Source organism: Micromonospora citrea, assembly GCF_049629545.1.
Lineage (GTDB): Bacteria > Actinomycetota > Actinomycetes > Mycobacteriales > Micromonosporaceae > Micromonospora > Micromonospora citrea_A.
The window spans coordinates 111363-132795 of sequence record NZ_JBNADX010000018.1 but is presented as its reverse complement, the minus strand read 5'-3'; the positions used below and the strand labels follow the sequence as shown (position 1 = coordinate 132795).

General features: G+C 74.0%; 23 protein-coding genes. 5 read left to right on the top strand and 18 right to left on the bottom strand.

Annotation, left to right across the window (positions count from 1 at the left end):
• Nucleotides 1–11: 11 nt before the first annotated feature.
• Genes ACPFP2_RS20065 through ACPFP2_RS20055 form a run of 3 tightly spaced genes read right to left on the bottom strand, consistent with a single transcriptional unit; the run spans nucleotide 12 to nucleotide 3042 of the window.
• Entirely contained in the window at nucleotides 12–1037 is a 1026-nt protein-coding gene (locus ACPFP2_RS20065; protein ID WP_424090698.1) for an NAD-dependent epimerase/dehydratase family protein, read from the bottom strand.
• Nucleotides 1038–1045: 8 nt separating this feature from the next.
• Nucleotides 1046–1834, bottom strand: coding sequence for a glycosyltransferase family 2 protein (locus tag ACPFP2_RS20060; RefSeq protein ID WP_424090697.1), 789 nt, complete (start codon nucleotides 1832–1834; stop codon nucleotides 1046–1048).
• Nucleotides 1831–3042: a nucleotide sugar dehydrogenase gene (locus tag ACPFP2_RS20055; protein ID WP_424090696.1), complete on the bottom strand. Its 1212-nt coding sequence runs from the start codon at nucleotides 3040–3042 to the stop codon at nucleotides 1831–1833. The genes ACPFP2_RS20060 and ACPFP2_RS20055 overlap by 4 nt, the downstream gene beginning before the upstream one ends.
• Before the next feature lie 316 nt (nucleotides 3043–3358).
• Here ACPFP2_RS20055 and ACPFP2_RS20050 point away from each other — a divergent pair, with 316 nt between their 5' ends.
• Nucleotides 3359–5176, top strand: coding sequence for a BTAD domain-containing putative transcriptional regulator (locus ACPFP2_RS20050; protein WP_424090695.1), 1818 nt, complete (start codon nucleotides 3359–3361; stop codon nucleotides 5174–5176).
• Between the two features lie 10 nt (nucleotides 5177–5186).
• Here the strand turns inward: ACPFP2_RS20050 and ACPFP2_RS20045 are convergent, their stop codons facing one another.
• The 3 genes from ACPFP2_RS20045 to ACPFP2_RS20035 are packed head-to-tail and all read right to left on the bottom strand — an operon-like array spanning nucleotide 5187 to nucleotide 8182.
• On the bottom strand, nucleotides 5187–7031 hold the full coding sequence (locus ACPFP2_RS20045) for an ABC transporter ATP-binding protein (protein ID WP_424090694.1): 1845 nt from the start codon (nucleotides 7029–7031) through the stop codon (nucleotides 5187–5189).
• Entirely contained in the window at nucleotides 7028–7567 is a 540-nt protein-coding gene (locus ACPFP2_RS20040; RefSeq protein ID WP_424090693.1) for a TlpA family protein disulfide reductase, read from the bottom strand. The genes ACPFP2_RS20045 and ACPFP2_RS20040 overlap by 4 nt, the downstream gene beginning before the upstream one ends.
• Nucleotides 7568–7594: 27 nt before the next feature.
• On the bottom strand, nucleotides 7595–8182 hold the full coding sequence (locus tag ACPFP2_RS20035; RefSeq protein WP_424090692.1) for a MauE/DoxX family redox-associated membrane protein: 588 nt from the start codon (nucleotides 8180–8182) through the stop codon (nucleotides 7595–7597).
• A 112-nt stretch (nucleotides 8183–8294) separates the two neighbouring features.
• Here ACPFP2_RS20035 and ACPFP2_RS20030 point away from each other — a divergent pair, with 112 nt between their 5' ends.
• Nucleotides 8295–8510 carry a hypothetical protein gene (locus tag ACPFP2_RS20030; protein ID WP_363908907.1) on the top strand — a complete coding sequence of 72 codons (216 nt, stop codon included), beginning with the start codon at nucleotides 8295–8297 and terminating at the stop codon, nucleotides 8508–8510.
• 49 nt (nucleotides 8511–8559) lie between these two features.
• Here ACPFP2_RS20030 and ACPFP2_RS20025 read toward each other — a convergent pair whose 3' ends face one another.
• The 10 genes from ACPFP2_RS20025 to ACPFP2_RS19980 form a co-directional block, all read right to left on the bottom strand.
• Nucleotides 8560–9027 (bottom strand): S26 family signal peptidase, encoded by a 468-nt coding sequence (locus tag ACPFP2_RS20025; RefSeq protein ID WP_424090691.1) that lies wholly within the window; start codon nucleotides 9025–9027, stop codon nucleotides 8560–8562.
• A 3-nt stretch (nucleotides 9028–9030) separates the two neighbouring features.
• Nucleotides 9031–11577: a phenylalanine--tRNA ligase subunit beta gene (pheT, locus tag ACPFP2_RS20020; protein ID WP_424090690.1), complete on the bottom strand. Its 2547-nt coding sequence runs from the start codon at nucleotides 11575–11577 to the stop codon at nucleotides 9031–9033.
• Nucleotides 11578–11618: 41 nt separating this feature from the next.
• Nucleotides 11619–12698: a phenylalanine--tRNA ligase subunit alpha gene (pheS, locus tag ACPFP2_RS20015; protein WP_424090689.1), complete on the bottom strand. Its 1080-nt coding sequence runs from the start codon at nucleotides 12696–12698 to the stop codon at nucleotides 11619–11621.
• 215 nt (nucleotides 12699–12913) lie between these two features.
• A complete protein-coding gene (locus ACPFP2_RS20010; RefSeq protein WP_424090688.1) occupies nucleotides 12914–13753 on the bottom strand; it encodes a TrmH family RNA methyltransferase in 840 nt (279 codons plus the stop codon).
• Nucleotides 13754–13782: 29 nt separating this feature from the next.
• On the bottom strand, nucleotides 13783–14175 hold the full coding sequence (gene rplT / locus ACPFP2_RS20005; RefSeq protein WP_030335718.1) for a 50S ribosomal protein L20: 393 nt from the start codon (nucleotides 14173–14175) through the stop codon (nucleotides 13783–13785).
• Nucleotides 14176–14207: 32 nt separating this feature from the next.
• Entirely contained in the window at nucleotides 14208–14402 is a 195-nt protein-coding gene (gene rpmI, locus ACPFP2_RS20000; protein ID WP_026267805.1) for a 50S ribosomal protein L35, read from the bottom strand.
• A 19-nt stretch (nucleotides 14403–14421) separates the two neighbouring features.
• Entirely contained in the window at nucleotides 14422–15072 is a 651-nt protein-coding gene (gene infC, locus ACPFP2_RS19995) for a translation initiation factor IF-3 (RefSeq protein ID WP_424090687.1), read from the bottom strand.
• A gap of 394 nt (nucleotides 15073–15466) precedes the next feature.
• Complete coding sequence (locus tag ACPFP2_RS19990; RefSeq protein ID WP_424090686.1) at nucleotides 15467–15940, bottom strand: PH domain-containing protein; 474 nt, start codon at nucleotides 15938–15940, stop codon at nucleotides 15467–15469.
• A gap of 221 nt (nucleotides 15941–16161) precedes the next feature.
• Nucleotides 16162–17007: an ATP phosphoribosyltransferase gene (hisG, locus tag ACPFP2_RS19985; protein ID WP_091301414.1), complete on the bottom strand. Its 846-nt coding sequence runs from the start codon at nucleotides 17005–17007 to the stop codon at nucleotides 16162–16164.
• A gap of 45 nt (nucleotides 17008–17052) precedes the next feature.
• The gene (locus ACPFP2_RS19980) at nucleotides 17053–17334 is read right to left on the bottom strand and encodes a phosphoribosyl-ATP diphosphatase (protein WP_424090711.1); all 282 of its coding nucleotides are present in this window, start codon (nucleotides 17332–17334) and stop codon (nucleotides 17053–17055) included.
• A 194-nt stretch (nucleotides 17335–17528) separates the two neighbouring features.
• Here ACPFP2_RS19980 and ACPFP2_RS19975 point away from each other — a divergent pair, with 194 nt between their 5' ends.
• The 3 genes from ACPFP2_RS19975 to ACPFP2_RS19965 are packed head-to-tail and all read left to right on the top strand — an operon-like array spanning nucleotide 17529 to nucleotide 19991.
• Nucleotides 17529–18404: an ABC transporter substrate-binding protein gene (locus ACPFP2_RS19975; RefSeq protein WP_424090685.1), complete on the top strand. Its 876-nt coding sequence runs from the start codon at nucleotides 17529–17531 to the stop codon at nucleotides 18402–18404.
• Nucleotides 18401–19246: an amino acid ABC transporter permease gene (locus tag ACPFP2_RS19970; protein ID WP_424090684.1), complete on the top strand. Its 846-nt coding sequence runs from the start codon at nucleotides 18401–18403 to the stop codon at nucleotides 19244–19246. The genes ACPFP2_RS19975 and ACPFP2_RS19970 overlap by 4 nt, the downstream gene beginning before the upstream one ends.
• Before the next feature lies 1 nt (nucleotide 19247).
• The gene (locus tag ACPFP2_RS19965; RefSeq protein WP_424090683.1) at nucleotides 19248–19991 is read left to right on the top strand and encodes an amino acid ABC transporter ATP-binding protein; all 744 of its coding nucleotides are present in this window, start codon (nucleotides 19248–19250) and stop codon (nucleotides 19989–19991) included.
• A gap of 63 nt (nucleotides 19992–20054) precedes the next feature.
• On the opposite strand, the gene ACPFP2_RS19960 is transcribed toward ACPFP2_RS19965, so the two are convergent.
• Both ACPFP2_RS19960 and ribH read right to left on the bottom strand, forming a co-directional pair.
• Nucleotides 20055–20744: an alpha/beta fold hydrolase gene (locus ACPFP2_RS19960; protein WP_424090682.1), complete on the bottom strand. Its 690-nt coding sequence runs from the start codon at nucleotides 20742–20744 to the stop codon at nucleotides 20055–20057.
• Nucleotides 20745–20932: 188 nt separating this feature from the next.
• Nucleotides 20933–21433 carry a 6,7-dimethyl-8-ribityllumazine synthase gene (gene ribH / locus ACPFP2_RS19955; protein ID WP_424090681.1) on the bottom strand — a complete coding sequence of 167 codons (501 nt, stop codon included), beginning with the start codon at nucleotides 21431–21433 and terminating at the stop codon, nucleotides 20933–20935.

The window sequence follows — 21433 nt, the reverse complement described above, 5'->3', positions numbered from 1 at the left end:
GGCGCCGGGTCTCAGAGCCGGCCCTCCTCGACCGCCCGGGTCACCCACGGGATCACCTCGTCGAGCATCTCGTCCAGCGAGGTGGTGGCGTGGAAGCCGAGCACCTCGCGGGCCTTCGTCACGTCCGGCACCCGCTTCTGCACGTCGTATCGGAAGGGCTCGTCGGAGACGTGGCGGAACGGCACGTCCGGACCCTTGATCTTGCGCCAGATCAGCTCCGCCAACTCCAGCACGCTGGTCGACTCGGCGGTGGAGAGGTTGAAGTCGTCGTTGCGGGCCGCCGGGTGCTCGATCGCGGTGGCGATGCCCCGGGCCAGGTCACCGCCGTAGGTGTAGTGCCGCACCTGGTTGCCCTCACCGAGGATGTGCAGCGGGTCCTGCCCCTTGACGATCTTCTGCACCAGGTCGGGCACCACGTGGGACATCGCCAGCTTCACGTTGCCGGAGAGGACCTCGGCCTGCCCGAGCGCCCGCCCCTCCCCCACCCCGACGCAGTTGAACGGCCGGACGATCGTGTACGGCAGCTGATACTGCTCCCAGGCGGCCCGGGCGTAGTACTCCACGGCGAGCTTCTGGAAGCCGTACGAGGAGAGCGGTGGCGGGATGCGCCGCTCGTCGCCCTCCCTGCTGGGCCAGTGTTCGGTGGACTCGAAGACCATCGAGGAGGAGAGGTAGGTGACCTTCGCCAGCCGGCCGTCGCGGTGGGCGCGGATGGCGGCGTCGCAGGTGGCCGCCATGATCCGCTCGTTGGTGGCGAGCAGGTCGTAGGCGTAGGCGTGGAAGTAGGAGATGCCGCCGATCATCGCCGCGCCGGCGACCAGGTGGTCGCAGCCGTCGAGCAGCTCGCTGAGCAGGTCGACGTCGCGGGCGTCGCCCTCCACGAAACGGAACCGGGGGTGCGCGTCGTAGCTGTGCGTGACCGGGCCGTACTTGGAGAAGTTGTCGATGCCGACCACCTCGTGGCCCCGGTCCAGCAGTTCCTCGACGAGATAACCGCCGATGAAGCCGGCCGAACCAGTTACCAGAACCTTCGCCACGTGCGCTCCTATGCGGTCTTCTCGTACTCGGTGCTGTCCCGCTCGCCCCGCTGGGCGGGCACGGCCGGGGCCGTGCGGGCGGCCAGGCTCTCCCGGCTCAGCCGTCGACCGTAGGCGAAGAAGTACCACTTGAGGTAGCCGGGAAGGAACCGGCCCAGGTCGAAGTGGGACTCCCCGAGCGGTCGGTCCAACCAGATGGTGGGGATCTCGGCGACCGGCAGCCGCAGCCGGGTGGCCTTCGCGGTCAGCTCCAGCCCGATCTCGAAGCCGGTGCGCGACTCGATGCCCACCTCACGGACGAAGGCCGTGTCGTACGCCTTGAAGCTGTTCGTGGCGTCCCGGGTGCCGGCCCGGGCCAGGGTGTAGAGGCTGCGCCCGGCCCAGCGGGACATCATCCGCTTCAGCCGGGGTCCGCCGACCTGCTGCCCGCCGGGCATGTAGCGGGAGGCGGCGGCGACCACCACGCCCCGGTCCACCAGCCGGGCCAGCTCGTCGATCTGGCGCGGGTCGTCACAGCCGTCGGCCATGGTGACCACGACCACCGGGGCGAGCGCGGCGTCGATGCCGAACCGGATGGCGTTGGCCGGCCCGCGCCCGTACGTGTTGAGCACCGCGCGCACCCGCGGGTCGGTGCGCGCGATCTGCTCGACGTACGGGACGGTGGTGTCCTCCGGCATGTCGTGCACGATCAGCACCTCGGCGGGGAGCAGCATCTCGCGCAGCATCCGCTCGAGGCAGCGCAGGATGGCCGCGCCCTCGTTGTAGACCGGCACGATCACCGACACGCGGGGCTTCACACCCGCACCCCCGTCCCGGTCAGCCCCCACATGTCGATCACCGGCTTGTCGGTGTCCAGTCGGGCGTACTGCTCGTGCGGGGCGGCGATGACCAACAGGTCGGCCCGACGCAGCACCTCGTCGAGGTCGACCAGACGCTCGTCGGCCACGTACGGGTCGGTGCAGATCGTCTCCCGAGTCTTCAGCGCCAGGATCTTGCGCAGCTTGTACGCCAGGCTCTCCCGTGGGTCGTCCGAGCCGCCCTTGAAGGCCATCCCGAGGATGCCCACGGTCAACTCGGACAGGTCGAACCGGTCCTCCAGGCGGGAGACCAGGTAGAGCGGCAGCCCTTCGTTGATCAGCATCGCGGAGTGGCCGAGCACGAAGTTGTTCCGGTTGAACGCGGCCAGTTGCATCGTGTCCTTGAACAGGCACGGACCGGCGGCGAAGCCGGGCATCGGCAGGTCCGCCGCGCGCGGGTAGTCGTGGGCGACCGCGTGCCGGATCCGGGCGAAGTCCAGCCCGAAGTCGTTGGCCATCATCCAGAACTGGTTGGCGGTGGCGAACTTGATGTACCGCCAGGTGTTGGTGAACAGCTTCGCCAGCTCCGCCTCCTCCGGTTCCAGCGGGACGATCTGCTCGGTGAGGTGCCGGAACAGCTTCTCCGCCCGGGCGAGGGCACCGGGCGTACGGGCGGCGACGATCTGCGGCAGCGTGAACAGCTCGGTCATCGCCCGGCCCTCGGCGATGCGCTCGGGGCAGAACGCCACGTCGGCCTTGACGCCCTTGCCGGCGAGCAGCTTCTCGGTCAGCGCGGTCACGCCCGGGTAGACGGTGCTGCGCAGCACCACCAGCTGCCCGTCGCGCAGGTGCTCGGCGCAGCGCTCCAGCGCGCGGGGCACCGCGCCCAGGTCCGGGTTCAGGTGCTCGTCGACCGGAGTGCCGACGACCACCACCAGGTGCTCGGAGGCGCCCACGCTGACCGGGTCGGTGGTGGCCCGCAGGCGACCGGCGGCGACCGCCTCGGCCAGCACCTCGGCCGCGCCCGGCTCGGCGAAGGGCAGGGTGCCCGCGTTCACCGTGGCGACCGCGTCGGCGTTGATGTCGTACAGCACGACGGAGAGGCCACGGGAGGCGAACGCGATGCCCAGCGGCAGACCGACCCGGCCGCACCCTCCGACGATGCAGACGTCGACGGAGAGGGGTGGGGGCCCCGAATCCTCGAACATGGGCAGCTCCCGGTGGGGTGGTGGGGTGTGACCCCGATGGTGAGTCGGAGTCCATGCAGGTTAACCGCTCCCAAGTGACCCGTGGGTAACCGAACATGCCATCGGAGGTGACCTTTCGGCCGATCGGACACGCTGTGAACATCTCTCGTCACACTGCGCATGCGCCGATTGCCGCGAGCCCCGACAGAGGTGCGGCGGACCCACCCGTCGCACCGTGCGTGCAAGTTCCACCACAGTGCGTTTACATCGACTACTATGACTGCCTGGCGAAGGTGTGGGGTCGACGACGACCACGGGGGGCACCCGCGGAGGGCAGATGGGCCTGGCCTACGAGATCCTCGGTCCGGTACGGGCGTACCGGGACGGCCGGACGCTGAGACTGCCCGCCGGCCGTCCCACCGCCGCGCTGGTCACCCTCCTGCTGCACGCCGGATCGGCGGTGCCCGTCGAGCGGCTGTGCCAGGAGTTGTGGGGCGCGTGCCCACCCGCGTCGGCGGTGGCGAACCTGCGCAGTCACGTCAGCCAGTTGCGGCACCTGCTCACCCCGCCCGGTGAGCCGGTGCGGCTGCGCGCCGAGTGCGGCGGCTACCTGCTCCGGGTGGAGCCGGGTGAGCTGGACGCCGCGGAGTTCGAACGGCTGGCCGACGAGGGGCAGACGGCACGGGCCCACGGCGTGGCAGACCTCGCCGCCGCCCGGTGCGAGCAGGCCCTCGCGCTGTGGTCGCCCACCGAGCCGCCGCCCGCGTACGGCCCGATCACCGCGGCCACCTTCGACCGGCTGCGCGAGCGCCGGGCCGAGGTGCGCGAGACGTACGCCCAGGCCCGGCTGGAGCTGGGCGACCCCGGCTCGCCCGCGCTGACCGCCCTGCTCCGGCGGCACGTGGCGGAGCACCCGCTGCGCGAGTCGGCCTGGAGCCTGCTGATGCGGGTGCAGCACCGTGCCGGCGACCGGTCGGCGGCCCTGCAGACCTACCGGGCCGCCTGTCGGGCGCTCGCCGGTGAGCTGGGCGTGCCACCCGGCCCCGAGCTGACCGAGCTGTACCGCACCGTCCGCCGGGGGGACGGCCCGCCGGCCCGGACCACGCTACGGGTACCCGGACGGTCGCCGCGCGGCCCGCAACCGGTCCGCCTCGCGCCCGTACCCCATGAGCTGCCCTGCGCCGCGGCGCCCTTCGTCGGCCGGCGGGCGGAGCTGGCCCGGCTCACCACCGGGCTGGCCCGCGCCGGGCGGCGGCCGACGACGCTGTCCGTGTACGGCATGGCCGGCGCCGGCAAGTCCGCCCTCGCGCTCCGGGCCGCCGCCGAGACCGTCGACACCTTTCCCGACGGACAGCTCCACCTGGACCTCGGTGGCTCGATCGCCGGCGCGCGGCTGCCGCCGTTGCAGGTGGCCAACCGGGTGCTGCGGTCCCTCGACCCGGCGGCCGGGCCCGCCACCAGCCTCGCCGAGGCGCGCGCCCGGGTCCGGTCGCTGCTGTTCGACCGACGGGTGCTGCTGGTGCTGGACAACGCCACCGATCCCGCCCAGGTGGAGGAGCTGCTGCCGGTACGCGGCGGGTGCGCGTTGGTGGTGACCAGCCGGACGCCGGTGCTCGACGTGGCCGGTCGCATCCGACTGGAACCGCTGCCGCAGGAGGACGGGCTCGCCCTGCTGCGGGCGACCGTCGGCGACCGCCAGGTGGACGAGGAGCCGGAGGCCGCCGTCGCGGTCGTCACCCTCTGCGAAGGGCTGCCGCTGGCCCTGCGGACCGCCGCGCGCCGGCTGGCGGAGGGGTCGCACTGGTCCATGACCCGGCTGGCCCGGCTGCTGCGCGACGAGCGCTTCCGGCTCGCCGAGACGGGGCTGCGGCCCCGGCTCACCGCCAGCTACCACCGGCTCGGGTCGGCGGCCACGGTGTTCCGGCTGCTCGGCCGGGCCCGCCCGGGAGCGGTCACCGCCGACCAGGCGGCCGCGCTGACCGGTGTGCCGCCGGAGGAGGCGGCCCGGGCGCTGGACCGGCTGGTGGCGGCGCAGCTCGCCGAGCCCGTCGGGCGGGGCCGCTTCCGCCTCGGCGAGCTGGTCCGGCTCTACGCCGCCGAGCTGGCCACCGCCGAGACCGCCGCCGGGACCGCCACCGAGGCGACCGTGATCTGACCGGCGACGGTCACACCGGTGACCGGGTGTCCTCCCGGTAGCCGTGCGCCTGGAGGGTGAACAGCCGGGCGTAGTCACCGCAAGCGGCGAGCAGCTCGTGGTGGTCACCGCGCTCGGTCACCCGGCCGTCGGCGAGCACCACGATGAGGTCCGCCTCGCGGACGGCGTTGAGCCGGTGCGAGATGAGCAGGCCGGTCCGGCCCCGCCGCAGCTCCCGCAGCCGGGTGTGCAGGTCGTGCTCGGCCTCGGCGTCGAGTCCCGAACTCGGTTCGTCCAGGACGAGCAGGTCCACCTCGGCGCGCAGGAACCCCCGGGCCAGCGCGACCCGCTGCCACTGGCCGCCGGAGAGGACCACCCCGGCCTGCGGATCGTCCCGGTCCGGGCCGTCGAAGAAGACCCGGGTCAGCAGGGTGTCGTAGCCGCGCGGCAGGGCGGTCAGGGTGTCGTCGACGCCGGCGTGCCGGGCGGCGTGCCGCAGCCGGTCGGCGTCCCCGAGCGCCGACAGGTCACCGACGGCGATGTTCTCGCCGGCGGTGAGGTCGTACGACACGAAGTCCTGGAACACCGCGCCGAGCCGGTCCCGCAACGCCTGCGGGTCGAACTCGCGCAGGTCCACACCGTCCCAGAGGATCGCGCCGCGCTCCGGGTCGTAGAACCGGCACAACAGCTTGACCAGGGTGCTCTTCCCGGCGCCGTTGAGGCCGACCAGCGCCGTGGTCGCACCGTGCGGGAGCCACAGGTCGACGCCGCGCAGCACCCAGGGATGCTCGGGCGAGTACCGGAACCAGACGTCGCGCAGCTCGATCCCGCGCCGCAGGGGCGGCACCGGGCGGGGCGTGGCGGGCACCGGAAGGTCGGGTTCGGCGCGTACCACCTGGTCGTAGTGGTCGAAGAGCAGCAGCGCCTGGTGGATGGCGCCGACCTGGCCGACCAGGGCGCCGAGCGCGCCCTGCACGCCCGGCACGGCCGCCAGGTAGACGGCGACGTCGCCCAGGCTGAGCCGCCCGGCGGCGGCCGCGTTGACGGTCCACACCACGCCCACACCCGCCACCCCGGCGCCGAGCAGGCCCAGCAGCGCCTGCGCCCGCATCTCCCGGCGGTCCAGCCCGCGCTCCACCCGGTGCATGCCGTGCAGCTCGTCGAGCATCCGGTCGCCGAAGAACCGGCCGAGGCCGAAGAGGCGCACCTCCTTGGCGGCCGGCACCCCGGTCAGCAGATGGGCGAAGAACAGGTCACGTCGCTGGAAGTGCTCCAGCCGCAGCACCATCGCCATCCGGGCCCGGTTGAGGCGCAGCTGCATCCCGAGCGTGGGCAGCGCCGCCACCAGCACGAGCAGCCCGATGACCGGGCTCAGGGCCAGCAGCACGCCGAGGAAGCCGGCGATCGCGATGACGCTCTGCACCGCGCCGAGCGTGTTGCCGGTGAGCTGGGTCGGCCCGAGATGCCCGGTCTGTTGTGCGGCCTGCAACCGGTCCTGGAAGACCGGATCCTCCAACCGGACCAGCCCCACCAGGCGGGACACCGCGTCGTGCAGGCGTCGGCGCACCAGGCGGGTGACCGCCCGGCTGCGCTCGTCCTCCACGTACCGGCGCAGGTGCGGCAGGACCGCCGCGACGGCGGCGGCGACGGCCAGCCCCACCCCGAGCAGCGCCACCGACACGGCCGGGCCGCCCCGACCGGTGAGCCGGTCCAGGACGAGCTTGGTCAACCCGGCCACGGCCACCGGGGTCGCGCCGGCGAGGACGGCGAGCAGCAGGTCGACGCCCGTGCCTACGGGCGCCGCCCGCCAGGTGAGCCCGAGGGCCACCCGGGCGTGCCGGGTGGCCCGACGGGCGGTGAGGCGCGGTGCGGTCACCGCGCCACCGGCAGGTCGAGGCGGGCGATGCCGAACGCCGTGGACGCCACGACCCCGTGCTGGTCCAGCAGGCCGAAGGCGGGGAAACCCTTGATCGCGAACGCCTTCGGCAGCGGTCCGGTGCCCGGTTCGACGAAGACGGTGGCCAGTGCGGCGAACCGGTCGGCGTACTCCTGGGTCTCGGGGCCCTTGCCGACCACGACGACCCAGACGTGCTCCGGCCCGCCGGGCATCTCCGCGGCGCGCTGCTCCAGCTCCGGCAGCTGCTCCTCGCAGTGGTCGCAGCCCGGGGAGAGGAACGCCACCAGGGTCATCGGCGGGATGTCGGCCCGGGTGCGGACCCGACCGTCCACGGTGGTGGAGACGAAGTCACCGGGGATCGCGCCGACCTCCAGCATCACCTCCGGGGGCGCGGACTGCCGCTCGCTGAGCAGCTCGGTGTGCTCCCGCAGCCGGCGGATCACGCCGAGCAGCAGCACCAGGTTGAGCAGGCCGAGAGCGGCGACGAGGACGACGGCGGCGGTCAGCAGCGCCATGGACGGCTCCTTCGGTAGGGGTGCGGGTCAGGGCCGGCCGGCCGGGCGGGTCGGCCGGGACGGCGCGGAGGCGAAGAGGGCGACGAGGTCGTCGAGACGGACCACCACGGCCGCCAGTGGCAGCGCCACCCCGGCGGCGAGCAGGATCCCGGCCGCCGACGGCGACCCGCCGTCACCGCCCAGGCCGACGGCCAGCCCGAGCAGCGCCACCGCGCCGAGGGCCAGGTTGCGCAGCACGTGTCGCCGGCCGATCGGGGTGTCAGCGGCGCCGAAGCAGCGGCAGGCCGGTCGCTCACCACGGCGCAACGTGGCCACCAGCGCGGCGGTGAGCACCGCGAGCAGGACGACGGCGAGCGCCGGCCCGGCCTGCGCGGCGCCCGGGGTCACGAGCAGGACGACCACCGCCGCCTCCGCGGCCACCGCCGTCCCGGCGACCGGGCGGGTCCACCGCGCGGGCACGCCGAAGCGGCCCACCGTGGCCACGAAGTCGGCGAAGTCGGACCGGGTACGCAGCTTGCCGACGACCGCGGCGAGGAAGACCAGCGCCAGCAGCAGGCGGGCGGTCAACTCCAGGTGTCGCATCCGGTACGCCTCCTCGCGGATCGGGAGGCCCACGCTAGGGGCGGCGGATACATCGGAGGTACATCGCGCGGCGGCCGACTGTACGGGCCGGTGTGCGCCCCCGCCGTAGCGTCCGGGCCATCGACTGACGGGAGGAGGTGAACGAATGTTTCGTCGACTCGAGAGCCTGGGCGAGCGGATGCTCGGCGTGTTCGTGCCGAAGGTGACGGCGGCGGCCGGCTGTCCGCCGGACCCGTGGTGCGCGTTGTGCGGCACCTGCTACTTCAAGCGGTGCTACATCACGCCCACGTGCAAGACGAGCTGCGGGACCTGCGGGTACTACTGCAGCGCGGGCGCGACCACGATGACCAGCCTCTGCTGAGGCGGGCTCCGGCGTGCCGCGCGGCTGCGTCCGTGCGGCACGCCCTCGGTCAACGCGCGAGCCGGCGCGGCCGGACCACCACGCCGAGCACGTCCGCGCCCGGGATGTAGCCGCACTCGCGGGAGTCGTAGCTGAACGGCGGGTTGTCCCCCAGCACGACCAGCTGGTCCGCCGGCACGACCACCTCGCCGCGCCGGCGCAGCAACGGCACCCGCTGCACCGGCACCGGGTCGCCCGGCACCGCGTGCGCCCGTTTGATGAGCAGCCCCGGCCCCTCGCCGGGCAGGCCGGGGCGGCCGGCCGTCATCGCCGCCGGCGCGCGGACCACCACCACGTCGCCGGGGCGGACCCGGGCCAACGGCACCCGGCGGGCCAGCACCCGGTCACCGGCGCGCAGCGTCGGCTCCATGCTGCGGCCCACCACCGAGACCAGCAGCAGACGCCGACGCGCCCAGAGCAGCGCGACGGCGACCGGCGCGAGCGCGCCGGCCACCGCCAGCCAGCCGAGGAGCGGCACCGCTCAGGCGCCGCGCAGGGTCGCGCCGAAGCGCTGCGCCGCCACGGCCACCGCCGCGTCCCGGGCCGCCACCGCCTCCTCGACGGTCAGCGTCCGGTCCGGGGCCCGGAAGGTGAGCTTGTACGCCAGCGACCGCCGGCCCGCCCCGAGCTGCTCGGAGGCGTACACGTCGAAGAGACGGACGCTCTCCAGCAGCTCGCCGGCCCCCTCGACGAGGGCCCGGCGCACCTCGGCGGCGGGCACCGAGGCGTCCAGCACCAACGCCACGTCGATCAGCGCGGGCGGGAAGGTCGACACGGTCGGCGCGGGCGCCAGCGGGGCCGGCGGCAGCGCGTCGAGGTCCAACTCCAGGGCGCTGGTCCGCTTCGGCAGCTCCAGGGTCGCCAGGACCGCCGGATGCAGCTCACCGGCGTACCCGACGACGTCGCCGTCGACCAGCAGCGCGGCGCACCGGCCGGGGTGCCAGGGGGCGTGCTCGGCGGCCCGCACCTCCACCCGGTCGGCCGGGACGTCGGCGGCGGCGAGCACGGCCCGGCCGGCCTCGATCGCGTCCGCCCAGCCGGCGGCCCGGCCCGCGCCCCACCAGCCGGCCGGGTCCAGGTCGCCGGTGAGGACGACCGCGACGTGCCGGGGCTGGTGCGGCACCACCGCGTCGGCGGCGGCGAACTCGGCCTCGGTGGGCCGCCGGTCGACGCCCATGGCGGGCGGGCGGCCAGCGCCGGCACGCGGGTGGAAGACCGTGCCGATCTCGTACAGGGCCAGGTCGCGGTGACCGCGGCCGAGGTTGCGCCGGAGGATGCCGAGCAGCGGGCCGAGCAGCGTGGTGCGCAGCAGCGGCTCCTCCTCGGACAGCGGGTTGGCCAGGCGGACCGCCGGGCGGCGCGGGTCGTCGGCGGGCAGGCCGAGCTGGTCGGCGAGCTGCGGCGAGGTGAACGGGTGGGCGACCACCTCGACCAGGCCCCGCTCGGCGAGCGAGCGGGCCACCGCCCGGCGGCGGCGCTGCTGCCAGGTCAGGCCCCGCCCGGGCGGCGCGGTCGGCAGCACCGACGGCACCCGGTCGTACCCGTCGAGGCGGACCACCTCCTCGACCAGGTCGGCCGGGTCGGTGAGGTCGGGCCGCCAGGTCGGCGGGGTCACGCTGAGCACGTCGGCGCCGTCCGCCGCGACACCCACCTCGCCCGGGTCCTCGGCCAGCCGGTCGATGCCCCGCACCACCGTGCAGCCGACCTGCTCCAGCAGGGCGACCACCCGTTGCGGCGGGTACGCCACCCCGACCCGCCGGGCCGGCAGGTCGGCCGGGAGGGTGACCGGCGACATCGGCCGGACGTGGTCGATGTCGCCGATCGCCGCGCCGACCTCGCCACCGGCGTGCGCGGTGAGCAGCTGGACCGCCCGTTCCAACGCGACCAGCGGCAGCGCCGGGTCGACGCCCCGCTCCCAGCGCTTCGCCGCCTCGCTGAACAGCTTGTGCCGGCGCGCGGTGCGCCCGACCATCACCGGGTCCCAGTGGGCGGCCTCGAAGAGCACGTCGGTGGTGCCGGCGACGACCTCGCTGGTCTCCCCGCCCATCACCGCGGCGAGCGAGATCGGGCCGGTGTCGTCGCAGATGACCATGTCCTCGGCGGCGAGGGTCCGGGCGACACCGTCCAGGGTGGTCAGCTTCTCCCCCGCCTCGGCGCGGCGGACCACCAGCGGGCCGCTGATCCGCTCGGCGTCGAAGGCGTGCATCGGCTGGCCCAGTTCCAGCATCACGTAGTTGGTGATGTCGACCGGCAGCGAGATGCTGCGGATGCCGGCGACGGTGAGCCGCTGCTGCATCCAGCCGGGCGTCGCCGCGGTGGGGTCGACGCCGCGCACCATCCGGGCGGCGAACCGGTCGCAGCCGACCGGGTCGCGCACCTCGACCGGGTACGCCGGCTCGGCGGTGCCGCCCGGCGCGGGCGCCAGTCCGGGGTCCCGGAACGGCACGCCGAGCGCGTGCCCCAGCTCGCGGGCCAGGCCGCGCACGCTCAGCGCGTACCCACGGTCCGGGGTGATCTCCAGCTCGACCACGACGTCGTCGAGCCCCACCACGGGCCGCGCGTCGTCGCCCGGCTCGGCCGGGCTGTCGGCCGGCAGCACGATGATTCCGGAGTGGTCGTCGCCCAGGCCCAGCTCCTTGGCGGAGCAGATCATGCCGGCGGAGTTGCGGCCGTAGGTCTTGCGCGCGCCGATGGCGAAGCCGCCGGGCAGCACGCCGCCGGGGAGGATCACCACCACCTTGTCGCCCGGGGCGAAGTTGCGCGCCCCGCAGACGATCTCCTGCGGCTCGCCGGTGCCGTTCGCGGCGCCGACGTCCACCCGGCAGAACCGGATCGGCTTCTTGAAGCCGGTCAGCTCCTCGATGTCGAGCACCTCACCGACCACCAGCGCGCCGCTGACCGTCGTACGCAGGTCCACGATGGAGTCGACCTCGATGCCGAGGTCGACCAGGGCCTGCTCCAGGTCGCCGGTGGGCAGGTCGGCGGGGAGGTCGACGTACTCCCGCAGCCAACTGACAGAAACTCGCATGACTTCAGACCACCGTTCCCGTGACTCGTACCCGCATCGCTCTACGCACCGACCCCGAACGCGCGGGTGAACCGCACGTCGCCCTCGGCCATGTCCCGCATGTCGCTGACCCCGTGCCGGAACATCACGGTCCGGTCGATGCCCATGCCGAACGCGAATCCGGAGTAGACCTCCGGGTCGATGCCGCAGGCGCGCAGCACCCGCGGGTTGACCATGCCGCAACCGCCCCACTCGACCCAGCGCGGGCCGTCCCGGTGCTCCGGGAACCAGACGTCGAACTCGGCCGACGGCTCGGTGAACGGGAAGTAGTGCGGGCGGAAGCGGGTCTTCGCGCCCTCGCCGAACATCGCCCGGGCGAAGTGGTCCAGGGTGCCGCGCAGGTGCGCCATGGTGATGCCCTTGTCCACCACCAGGCCCTCGACCTGGTGGAAGACCGGCGCGTGGGTGGCGTCCAGCTCGTCGGTGCGGTAGACCCGGCCGGGGCAGATCACGTAGATCGGGGGCCGGCGGCTGAGCATGGTGCGCGCCTGCACCGGCGAGGTGTGGGTACGCAGCACCAGGCCGGAACCCTCCGCGCCCTCGGCGGGTGCGATGTGGAAGGTGTCCATCAGCCCGCGGGCCGGGTGGTCGGCGGGGATGTTCAGCGCGTCGAAGTTGGTCCACTCCAGCTCGACCTCGGGACCCTCGGCCACCTCGTAACCCATTCCGACGAACAGGTCGCTGATCTGCTCCATCAGGGTGCTCAGCGGGTGGCGGGCGCCCCGGGGGCGCCGGTCGTACGGCAGGGTCACGTCGACCCGCTCCTCGACCAGCACCCGGGCGGCCTGCTCGCGCTCCAGGACCTCGGCGCGGGCGGCGTACGCGGACTCGATCGCCCGGCGGGCCTCGTTGACCCGCTTGCCCGCGTCGGACTTCGCGGCCGGCGGCAGCGCGCCGATCTCCCGGCGCGCCAGCGAGACCGGTGCGCGGTCGCCGAGATGGGCGGGACGCAGCGCGGTCAGCGCGTCGGGATCGGTGGCGCCGGCGAACGCCTGCTCGGCGGCGGCGACGGCCTCGGCCAGGGCGGCCGGGTCCAGCAGGGCGACCTGCTTCGGGTCGTACGGATCGTTGCGGTAGCTCATGGCGTACGGGCACTCCCTCACGGCGGCGCCGGCCCTCACGGGCGGCTAGGCGAGTCTACGGACGCGCGGCTGTGCCGCAGCCCGCCGGTGGGAGGTACGCGCAGGAGGAAGGGTCAGGCCCGCCGCCCGCCGACACCGGCGGGCTGGCTAAACGAACGCCGTGGCGCGTTCATCACGTGGACGACTCCCCTGTGCTGTGTGACTGCGTGACACGGTCAGCGCAGTGCTCTGGCTGAAGCGTACAGGCAGACGGCCGCGGCCGCAGCCAGGTTGAGGCTCTCGGCGCGCCCGTGCAGCGGCACCCGGACCCGGGCGTCGGCGGCGGCGGCCAGCTCCTCGGGCAGGCCGTGCGCCTCGGAGCCGAAGAGCCAGGCGGTGGGGGCGGCGAGCCGGCCGGCGTCGGCGAGGTCGTCGAGGTCGCTGTCGCCGTACCCCGTCGTGGCCAGGACGGTGAGCCCGGCGGCCCGCAGCGCGGCGACCACGTCCAGCGGGTCGGCGGCGCGGACCACGTCGACGTGGAAGAGGCTGCCGGCGGAGGCCCGCACGCACTTGCCGTTGTACGGGTCGACGGCGTCGCCGGCGAAGACCACCGCACCCGCGCCGGCGGCGTCGGCGGTGCGCAGCACGGTGCCGGCGTTGCCCGGGTCGCGGATCTCGGCGAGCACCGCGACCAGCTTCGGCCGGGCCGCGAGGGCCGCGTCGAGCGGCACGTCGAGGTGGCGGCAGACGGCGACCAGGCCCTGCGGGGCGACGGTCTCGGCGAGCGCCGCCAGGGCCTCCTCGGTGACCTCGGAGACTCCCACGTCGGCGCGGGCGGCGGCGGCCGCGAGGTCGGCGTGCCGGTCGAGGGCGGCCGGCGTGCCGAACAGTTCGGTGACCGTACCGGTGCGGGCCAGGGCCTCGCGGACCGCCTGCGGCCCCTCGGCCAGGAACCGGCCGGTGGCCTCGCGGTCCCGGCGGCGCTGGAGCCGGCGGGCGGCGACCACCCTGGGGGTACGCGGGGTGAACGGACCCGGGACAGCGTCGAGGCGCCTCCCGCGCGATGGTGACTGCATGGGAGACGCCTCGATCTGCTGCGGGTGGATCAGGCGGCCTGGGCCGCGGCGCCACCGGTGCCCTCGGCCGCCACGGCGGCGCGGGCCAGCTCGACGATCGCGGCGAACGCCGCGGCGTCGTTGACGGCCAGGTCGGCCAGGATCTTGCGGTCGACCTCGATGCCGGCCAGGCGCAGGCCCTGGATGAGCCGGTTGTAGGTCATGCCGTTGGCGCGGGCGCCGGCGTTGATCCGCTGGATCCAGAGCTGCCGGAAGTCGCCCTTGCGGTCGCGACGGTCCCGGTAGGCGTACTGCATCGAGTGCAGCACCTGCTCCTTGGCCTTGCGGTACAGCCGGGAGCGCTGACCGCGGTAGCCGCTCGCGGTCTCCAGCAGGGTACGACGCTTCTTCTGGGCGTTCACAGCCCGCTTGACGCGTGCCATCTCAACTCCTTCTTCGGTTCAGGTGGCGCGCGTCAGCGGCCGAGCAGCTTCTTGATTCGCTTGACGTCGGCCTTGGCCAGCTCGACCGTGCCGGTCAGCCGGCGGGTCTGGGTGGAGGGCTTCTTCTCCAGGTTGTGGCGCAGCCCGGCCTGCTGGGCAACGATCTTGCCCTTGCCGGTCACCTTGACCCGCTTGCCCATACCCGTGTGGCTCTTCATCTTCGGCATGTGGAACGTCTCTCCCCTGTTACTGGCCGCTGGTGTCAGCGGTCGTGCCGGTCTCGCCGGCTGCTGCGGTCTCGCCGGCCGCCGGGGTCTCGCCACCTGCCGGGGCTGCGGACTCCTCCGCGGCCCGGTCCCGGGGTGCGCCGCGCGACGCCGTGGCGGCGACCGCGGAGGCCTTCACGGCCCGGTGCGGAGCGAGAACCATGATCATGTTTCGACCGTCCTGCTTCGGAGCGGCCTCGACGTAACCCAGGTCCGTGATCTCAGACTCGAGACGACGCAGGAGCCGGTAACCCAGCTCCGGGCGGCTCTGCTCGCGACCGCGGAACATGATCGTGACCTTGACCTTGTCGCCGGCCTTGAGGAACCGCACCACGTGACCCTTCTTGGTCTCGTAGTCGTGCGGGTCGATCTTCGGCCGGAGCTTCATCTCCTTGATGACGGTCTGCTGCTGGTTACGCCGCGCTTCGCGCGCCTTCAGTGCGCTCTCGTACTTGAACTTGCCGAAGTCCATGAGCTTGCACACCGGCGGGCGCGCCATCGGCGCAACCTCGACCAGGTCCAGGTCGACGTCCGCGGCCAGCTGCAGGGCGCGCTCCAGCGGGACGATGCCCACCTGCTCACCCTCAGGGCCGACCAGTCGGACCTCACGTGCCCGGATCTGCTCGTTCACGCGTGGTTCGACGCTGATGGGGCCTCCTCGAGTCGAGTTTCCTGCGTGTGGCGACCCCGCGGGCCCCCGGGTGGGGGCCGCCCGGAAAGCAGAAGGCCCCGGCGCATGCCAGGGCCCGCTCGACCGGTCGGCACGATCACATGATCGCGCATCCGGAGCCGGGACGTGCCCGGAACCGGGGACCGGACCCGGCCACCTACTGGGGGCGACTCGGGTGGGAGCAGGCGCTCCGCTTCAAGACCGCCCGCACGTCGCAACGGGGGCAGCCTGGTCGACTCCGCAACACTACACCCTCACCCCAGCCACCCCCAAACCGGGCCCGCAGGTCAGCGCGGGTGGACCGGGCCCTCGGCGGGCGCCCGCCGACAACGCCTGGGCGGCGCGGCCTCCCGGGTCAGCGCGGGGTGCCGCCGCCGGCCAGGGCGGCCAGGTGGGCCTGGTGCAGCCGGCGCAGCGCCCGGACGCCCTCGACCGCGAACTCCTTGTCGGCGGCCTGGAGGGCGACCATCGGCAGCAGGTCGTCGTCGTGCAGCTCCAGGCTGGCCCACGGCGCGCCCCGGTCGAAGCGGACGCCCCGGACGACCTCCCAGGGCAGCTCGTACGAGCCGATCACGTTGCGGACCCGCACCCCCCGGGCGTCCGCCTCCACCCGGGGGCGGGTGAAGAGCAGGACGGCCAGCGCGCCGAAGACGCCCAGCCCGGCCATGGCGAACTGGTCGCCGCGCTGGAAGGTGCCGTAGCCGTTGCCCGTGGGGCCGCTCAGCGAGGTGGCCAGCAGGCCGAAGACCACCACCAGCGCGATGGCGGAGGCCCAGCACACCACCCGGACACGGCGGGGCTTCAGGCGGATCTGCGCGGAATCGCTCACCCCACCAGTCTGCCATCCGCCCCGCGCCGCCGGCCCGCAGCCACGACGTCCGCGCGCCCTCCCCGGGCCACGGCCGGGCTCGATCGACTCCGTTGCGGCGATGTGGCGGCATCCGGCGGTCCCGGACACCGCCACATCGGCGACATCGAGTCGGTCAGGCTCACCCGGGCGACGCTCGCGTGGCGAGCAGGCCCCACCGACGTCCCGGTCGGCGCGTGACCTCAGAGCCGGCAGGCGTGGATGTTGGTGACCAGGATGGCGCGGGCGCCCAGGTCGTACAGCTCGTCCATGATCCGGTGCACGTCGTCGCTGAGCACCATCGCCTGCACCGCGACCCAGCCCTCCCGGTGCAGCGGGGAGACCGTCGGCGACTCGATCCCCGGGGTGAGCGAGCTGGCCCGGTCGAGCAGCCCGGCCGGCACGTCGTAGGCGAGCATGACGTAGCGGCGGGCCACCAGCACCCCGTGCAGCCGGCGCAGCAGCTGCGCCGACTGCGGGTGCACCGGCGCGTCGGTGCGCCGGACCAGCACCGCCGAGGAACGCAGCAGCGGCTCGCCGAAGACCACCAGGCCGGCCTGGCGCAGCGTGGTGCCGGTCTCCACCACGTCGGCGACCACGTCGGCCACCCCGAGCCGGATGGCGTTCTCCACCGCGCCGTCGAGGCGGATCACGTCGGCCTTGACGCCCAGCTCGGCGAGGTGCCGCTCGACCAGCCCCGGGTACGCGGTGGCGATCCGGTGACCGCCCAGCTCCCGGACGTCGTCGACGTCCTCGGGGCGGGCCGCGAAGCGGAAGGTGGCCCGGCCGAAGTCGAGGTCCACCACCTCCTCGGCGGGCGCGCCGGAGTCGATCAGCAGGTCCCGGCCGGTGATCCCGACGTCCAGGTCACCGGAGCCGACGTAGGTGGCGATGTCCTTCGGGCGCAGGTAGAAGAACTCGATGTCGTTGGGCTCGTCGCGGCAGACGAGGTCCTTGGCGTCGGTGCGCTGGCGGTAGCCCGCCTCGCGCAGCATCTGGGCGGCCTTCTCGGCCAGGGCGCCCTTGTTGGGTACGGCGACACGCAGCATGGCGGAGTGCTCCTTCGATCGGATGAGATCAACGACGGGGCGCACTCACAGATGTCGGTAGACGTCCTTGAGCTCGAGACCGCTGGCGAGCATCAGCACCTGGACCTGGTAGAGCAGCTGCGAGATCTCCTCGGCGGTCCGCTCCGGCCCCTCGTGCTCGGCGGCCATCCACGACTCGGCCGCCTCCTCGACGACCTTCTTGCCGACGAAGTGCACCCCCTTCTGCAGGGCGGCGACCGTGCCCGAGCCCGGGGTGCCGGCGGCGGCCTTGGCCTGCAGCTCGGCGAACAACTCCTCGAACGTCTTCACGGAAGGCGATTCTTCCAGTCACCCGACGCCGACGCGCGCTCCGGGTCCGACCACGTCATCTTCCCCACGCCTCCCGTACCTCGGGACGCCCGGCCGGTCGACCACCGCGGCGGGCCCGGCGCGGCACCGTCGGGAACGATCAGGCATCGATTTCCTATCTAAGTGGTGGGACAGCCTTCAAGGTCGACGCGGCCGGCCCTACGCTGTCCGCCATGGCCAGCACCCGCTTCCGTGTCCTCGCGCTCACCGCCGCCACCGCCGCCGTCGTCGCGGTGACCGGATGCGCCCCGCAGGACGACAAGAGGACCACCGCGCCCCCCACCGGCGCCGCCACCGCCTCCTGCACGAAGGAGAGCCTGCGCACCCGGACCCCGGGCAAGCTCACCATCGCCACCGACGAGCCGGCGTACGAGCCGTGGTTCAAGGGGAACAGGCCGGAGAGCGGCGAGGGCTTCGAGGCCGCGGTCGCGTACGCGGTGGCCGAGAAACTCGGGTACGCCCGAGAGGACGTCACCTGGACCCGGGTGAAGTTCGACGCGGCCATCGCCCCCGGCCCGAAGAACTTCGACTTCGACATCAACCAGTTCTCCGTCACCGAGGAGCGCAAGCGGGCGGTCGACCTCTCCGCGCCCTACTACCTGGTACGGCAGACCGTGATCGCGCTCAAGTCCTCGAAGATCGCCGGGAAGAGGAGCCTGGCCGAGCTTCGCGACGCCAAGCTCGGCGCCCAGGTCGGGACCACCAGCTACCAGGCGATCACCGACCTGATCAAGCCGACGGTGCAGCCGCAGGTCTACAACAGCAACGACGACGCCAAGAAGGCGCTGCAGAACGGCCAGCTCGACGGCCTGGTGGTGGACCTGCCGACCGCCTTCTACATCACCTCCGCCGAGATCACCGACGCCACCATCGTGGGCCAGGTGCCGCAGGTGGGCGCGCCCGAGACGTTCGGGTTGCTGCTCGACCGGGGATCTCCGCTCACCCCGTGCGTCAACGCGGCGATCAGCCAGCTCGGCGAGGCCGGCACGCTCCGGCAACTGGAACAGAAGTGGCTCGCCCAGGTGGCGGGAGCGGCCGAGCTGACGTGAGCCTGCTCGCGTACACCCCCTCGGCGGCGCAGCGGAGGCGGGCCGCGTACCGGCGCCGGCAGACGGTGCGCAGCGTGCTGGTCGCCGCCGCCTCCACGGCGGCGCTCGGCACGCTGCTGGTGCTCGCCGTCACCGGCGCGCCCGGCTGGGACCGGGTGCGCGAGTCGTTCCTCGACCCGGCGATCGCCCGCGACGCCCTGCCGGCGGTGCTGTCCGGACTCTGGTTGAACATCCGCCTGCTGGTCTGCTGCGCGGCCGGGGCGCTGCTGCTGGGACTGCTGGTCGCGCTGCTGCGCACGCTGCGCGGCCCGGTCTTCTTCCCGGTCCGGGCGCTCGCCGCCGGCTACACGTACACCTTCCGCGGACTGCCGCTGATCATCGTGCTCTACGTGCTGACCCTCGGCGTGCCCGGACTGCGGTTGCAGGGCATGCCGCCGGTGCTGGTGCTCGGCGGGCTCGCGCTGGTGCTCACCTACGGCGGCTACCTGGCGGAGGTGTTCCGGGCCGGCATCGAGTCGGTCCACCCCAGCCAGCTCGCCGCGGCCCGGTCGCTGGGCCTGACGTACCGGCAGACGATGCGCCACGTCGTCCTGCCGCAGGCCGTCCGGCGGGTCGCCCCGCCGCTGCTCAACGACGTGGTGGCGTTGCAGAAGGACGTGGGGCTGGTCTCCCTCGCCGGGCCGATCGACGCCGTGCGCGCCGCGCAGATCGCCACCGCGCAGACCTTCAACTACACCCCCTACGTCCTGGCCGGGGTGCTGTTCGTGCTGCTGGCGATCCCGCTGATCGCCGTCACCGACTGGGTGACGCTGCGCGCGGCCCGACGCCAGTCCGGAGGCTGAGATGGCGGTGCTGACCTGTCGAGGGCTGCGCAAGGAGTTCGGCGGCCAACCGGTGCTCGACGGTCTGGACCTGACCGTCGACGAGCACCAGGTGGTGGCGTTGATCGGGGCGTCCGGGTCGGGCAAGTCGACGCTGCTGCGCTGCGTCAACCTGCTGGAGGAACTGGACGACGGGATCATCGAGCTGGACGGGGAGGAGATCTCCGACCCCCGGGTCGATCCGGACCGGGTCCGCCGCCGGATCGGGATGGTCTTCCAGTCGTACAACCTCTTCCCGCACCTGACCGTGCTGGACAACGTCACCCTGGCCCCGCGCCGGGTGCACCGGCGGGCCCGGGCCGACGCCGAGGCCCAGGCACGGGACCTGCTCGACCGGGTCGGGTTGGGCGCCAAGGCGGACGCCTACCCGGACCGGCTCTCCGGCGGGCAGCAGCAGCGGGTGGCGATCGTCCGGGCGCTGGCCAACCAGCCCCGGCTGATGCTGCTGGACGAGGTCACCTCCGCGCTCGACCCGGAGCTGGTCGGGGAGGTGCTGGCCATGATCCGCGACCTCAAGGCCGCCGGGATGACCATGGTGCTGGCCACCCACGAGATGGGGTTCGCCCGCGACGTCGCCGACCAGGTCTGCTTCCTCGACTCCGGCCGGGTGGTCGAGGCCGGGCCGCCGGGGCAGGTGCTGGGCGAGCCGACGCAGCCGCGTACCCGGCAGTTCCTCAAGCGGATCATCGAGGCCGGCCGGCTGTGACCCCGGGCCCGGAACCGTCGGGCTCCACCCGCCCGGGCCGCCGGCGGACCCGACCGGAGCGGCTCAGCCGACGGTACGGGCGAGGAACGCGCGCACCACCCGGTGGAACTCGTCGGGCCGGCTCGCGTGCACCGCGTGCCCCGCGTCGATGGTCACCAGTTCACCGCAGGGCAGCCGGTCGGCCATCGCGGCGAGCCGCTCCTGCGGCAGATGGCTGCTCGGGCCACCGGCGACGACCAGGGCCGGAGCGGTGATCTCCGCCAGCCGCTCCCACCACGCCGGATCGGGGTCGTTGAGCTGCGCGAGCACCGCCTCACGGACGGCCCAGTCGTAGGGCAGCGGCCCCTGCGGGCGAGGTGACGGCCGCAGGCCGAGCGGCACCGGCGGCGGGGGCTCCTCCAGCACCAGCGCCGCCACCCGGTCGGGGTGCTCCTCGGCGAGCAGGTACGCCACCACCGCGCCGAGCGAGTGGCCGACCAGGGTGACCCGGTGTATCCCGAGGGCGTCGAGCAGGGCCCGCACGTCGTCGCGCATCACCTCCAGGCCGTACCGGCCGGGGCGGTCGGTCGCGCCGAAGCCGCGCAGGTCGGGGGCGTACCCGCGGGTCGAGTCGCCGAGCGCGGCGGCCAGGCCGGCCCAGGTCTCCCCCGGCACGGAGCCGGCGTGCAGGGCCAGCAGCGGCCGGCCGCCGGGCGGACCCCAGCACCGGTACGCCATCCGCAGCCCCGGCAGGTGCGCGTACCCGATCTCCACGAAGGACAGTCAAGCACGGGCCGACGCCCCGGCGCCGCCCCGACTGCCACCGGCGCACAGATCCACTCCATGGCGCCGACATGGCGGTGTCCCAGGGCGCCGGACACCGCCATGTCGGCGCAACGGAGTCGACAACCGTGTCGACCCCGGCCGAGCCGTGGGGGTCGGGCGGGAAGGCGGGCCGAGGGTCAGCCGCCGAAGCCGACCCGGGCGCCGTTGCTGGCCACCACGCCACGGATGGCCAGGGCGGCGTCGAGGGCCGCGACGGTGGCCGCCCAGCCCTTGTCCTCCGCCGAGCCGGGCAGCCCGGCCCGGTCCCGGGCCTGCTCGATGGTGTCGACGGTGAGCACCCCGTGCGCCACCGGCTTCCCCTCGTCCAGGGCCACCCGGGTGAGGCCGTCGGTCACCGACCGGCAGACGTAGTCGAAGTGGGCGGTCGCGCCGCGCACCACCACGCCGAGGGCGACCACCACGTCGCAGCGGCGGGCCAGGGCCTGCGCCACCACCGGCAGCTCCACCGAGCCGGCGACCCGGGCGACCACGGCGCGCGCGCCGCACGCCCCGGCCGCCGCGACCGCCCGGTCGAGCATGTGATCGGTCAGGTCGCCGTGCCAGCGCGCCGCGACCACGCCCACGGTCATCCCGACGGCGTCCACCGTGCTCACCCCGGGCTCGCCGAATCCCGCCAT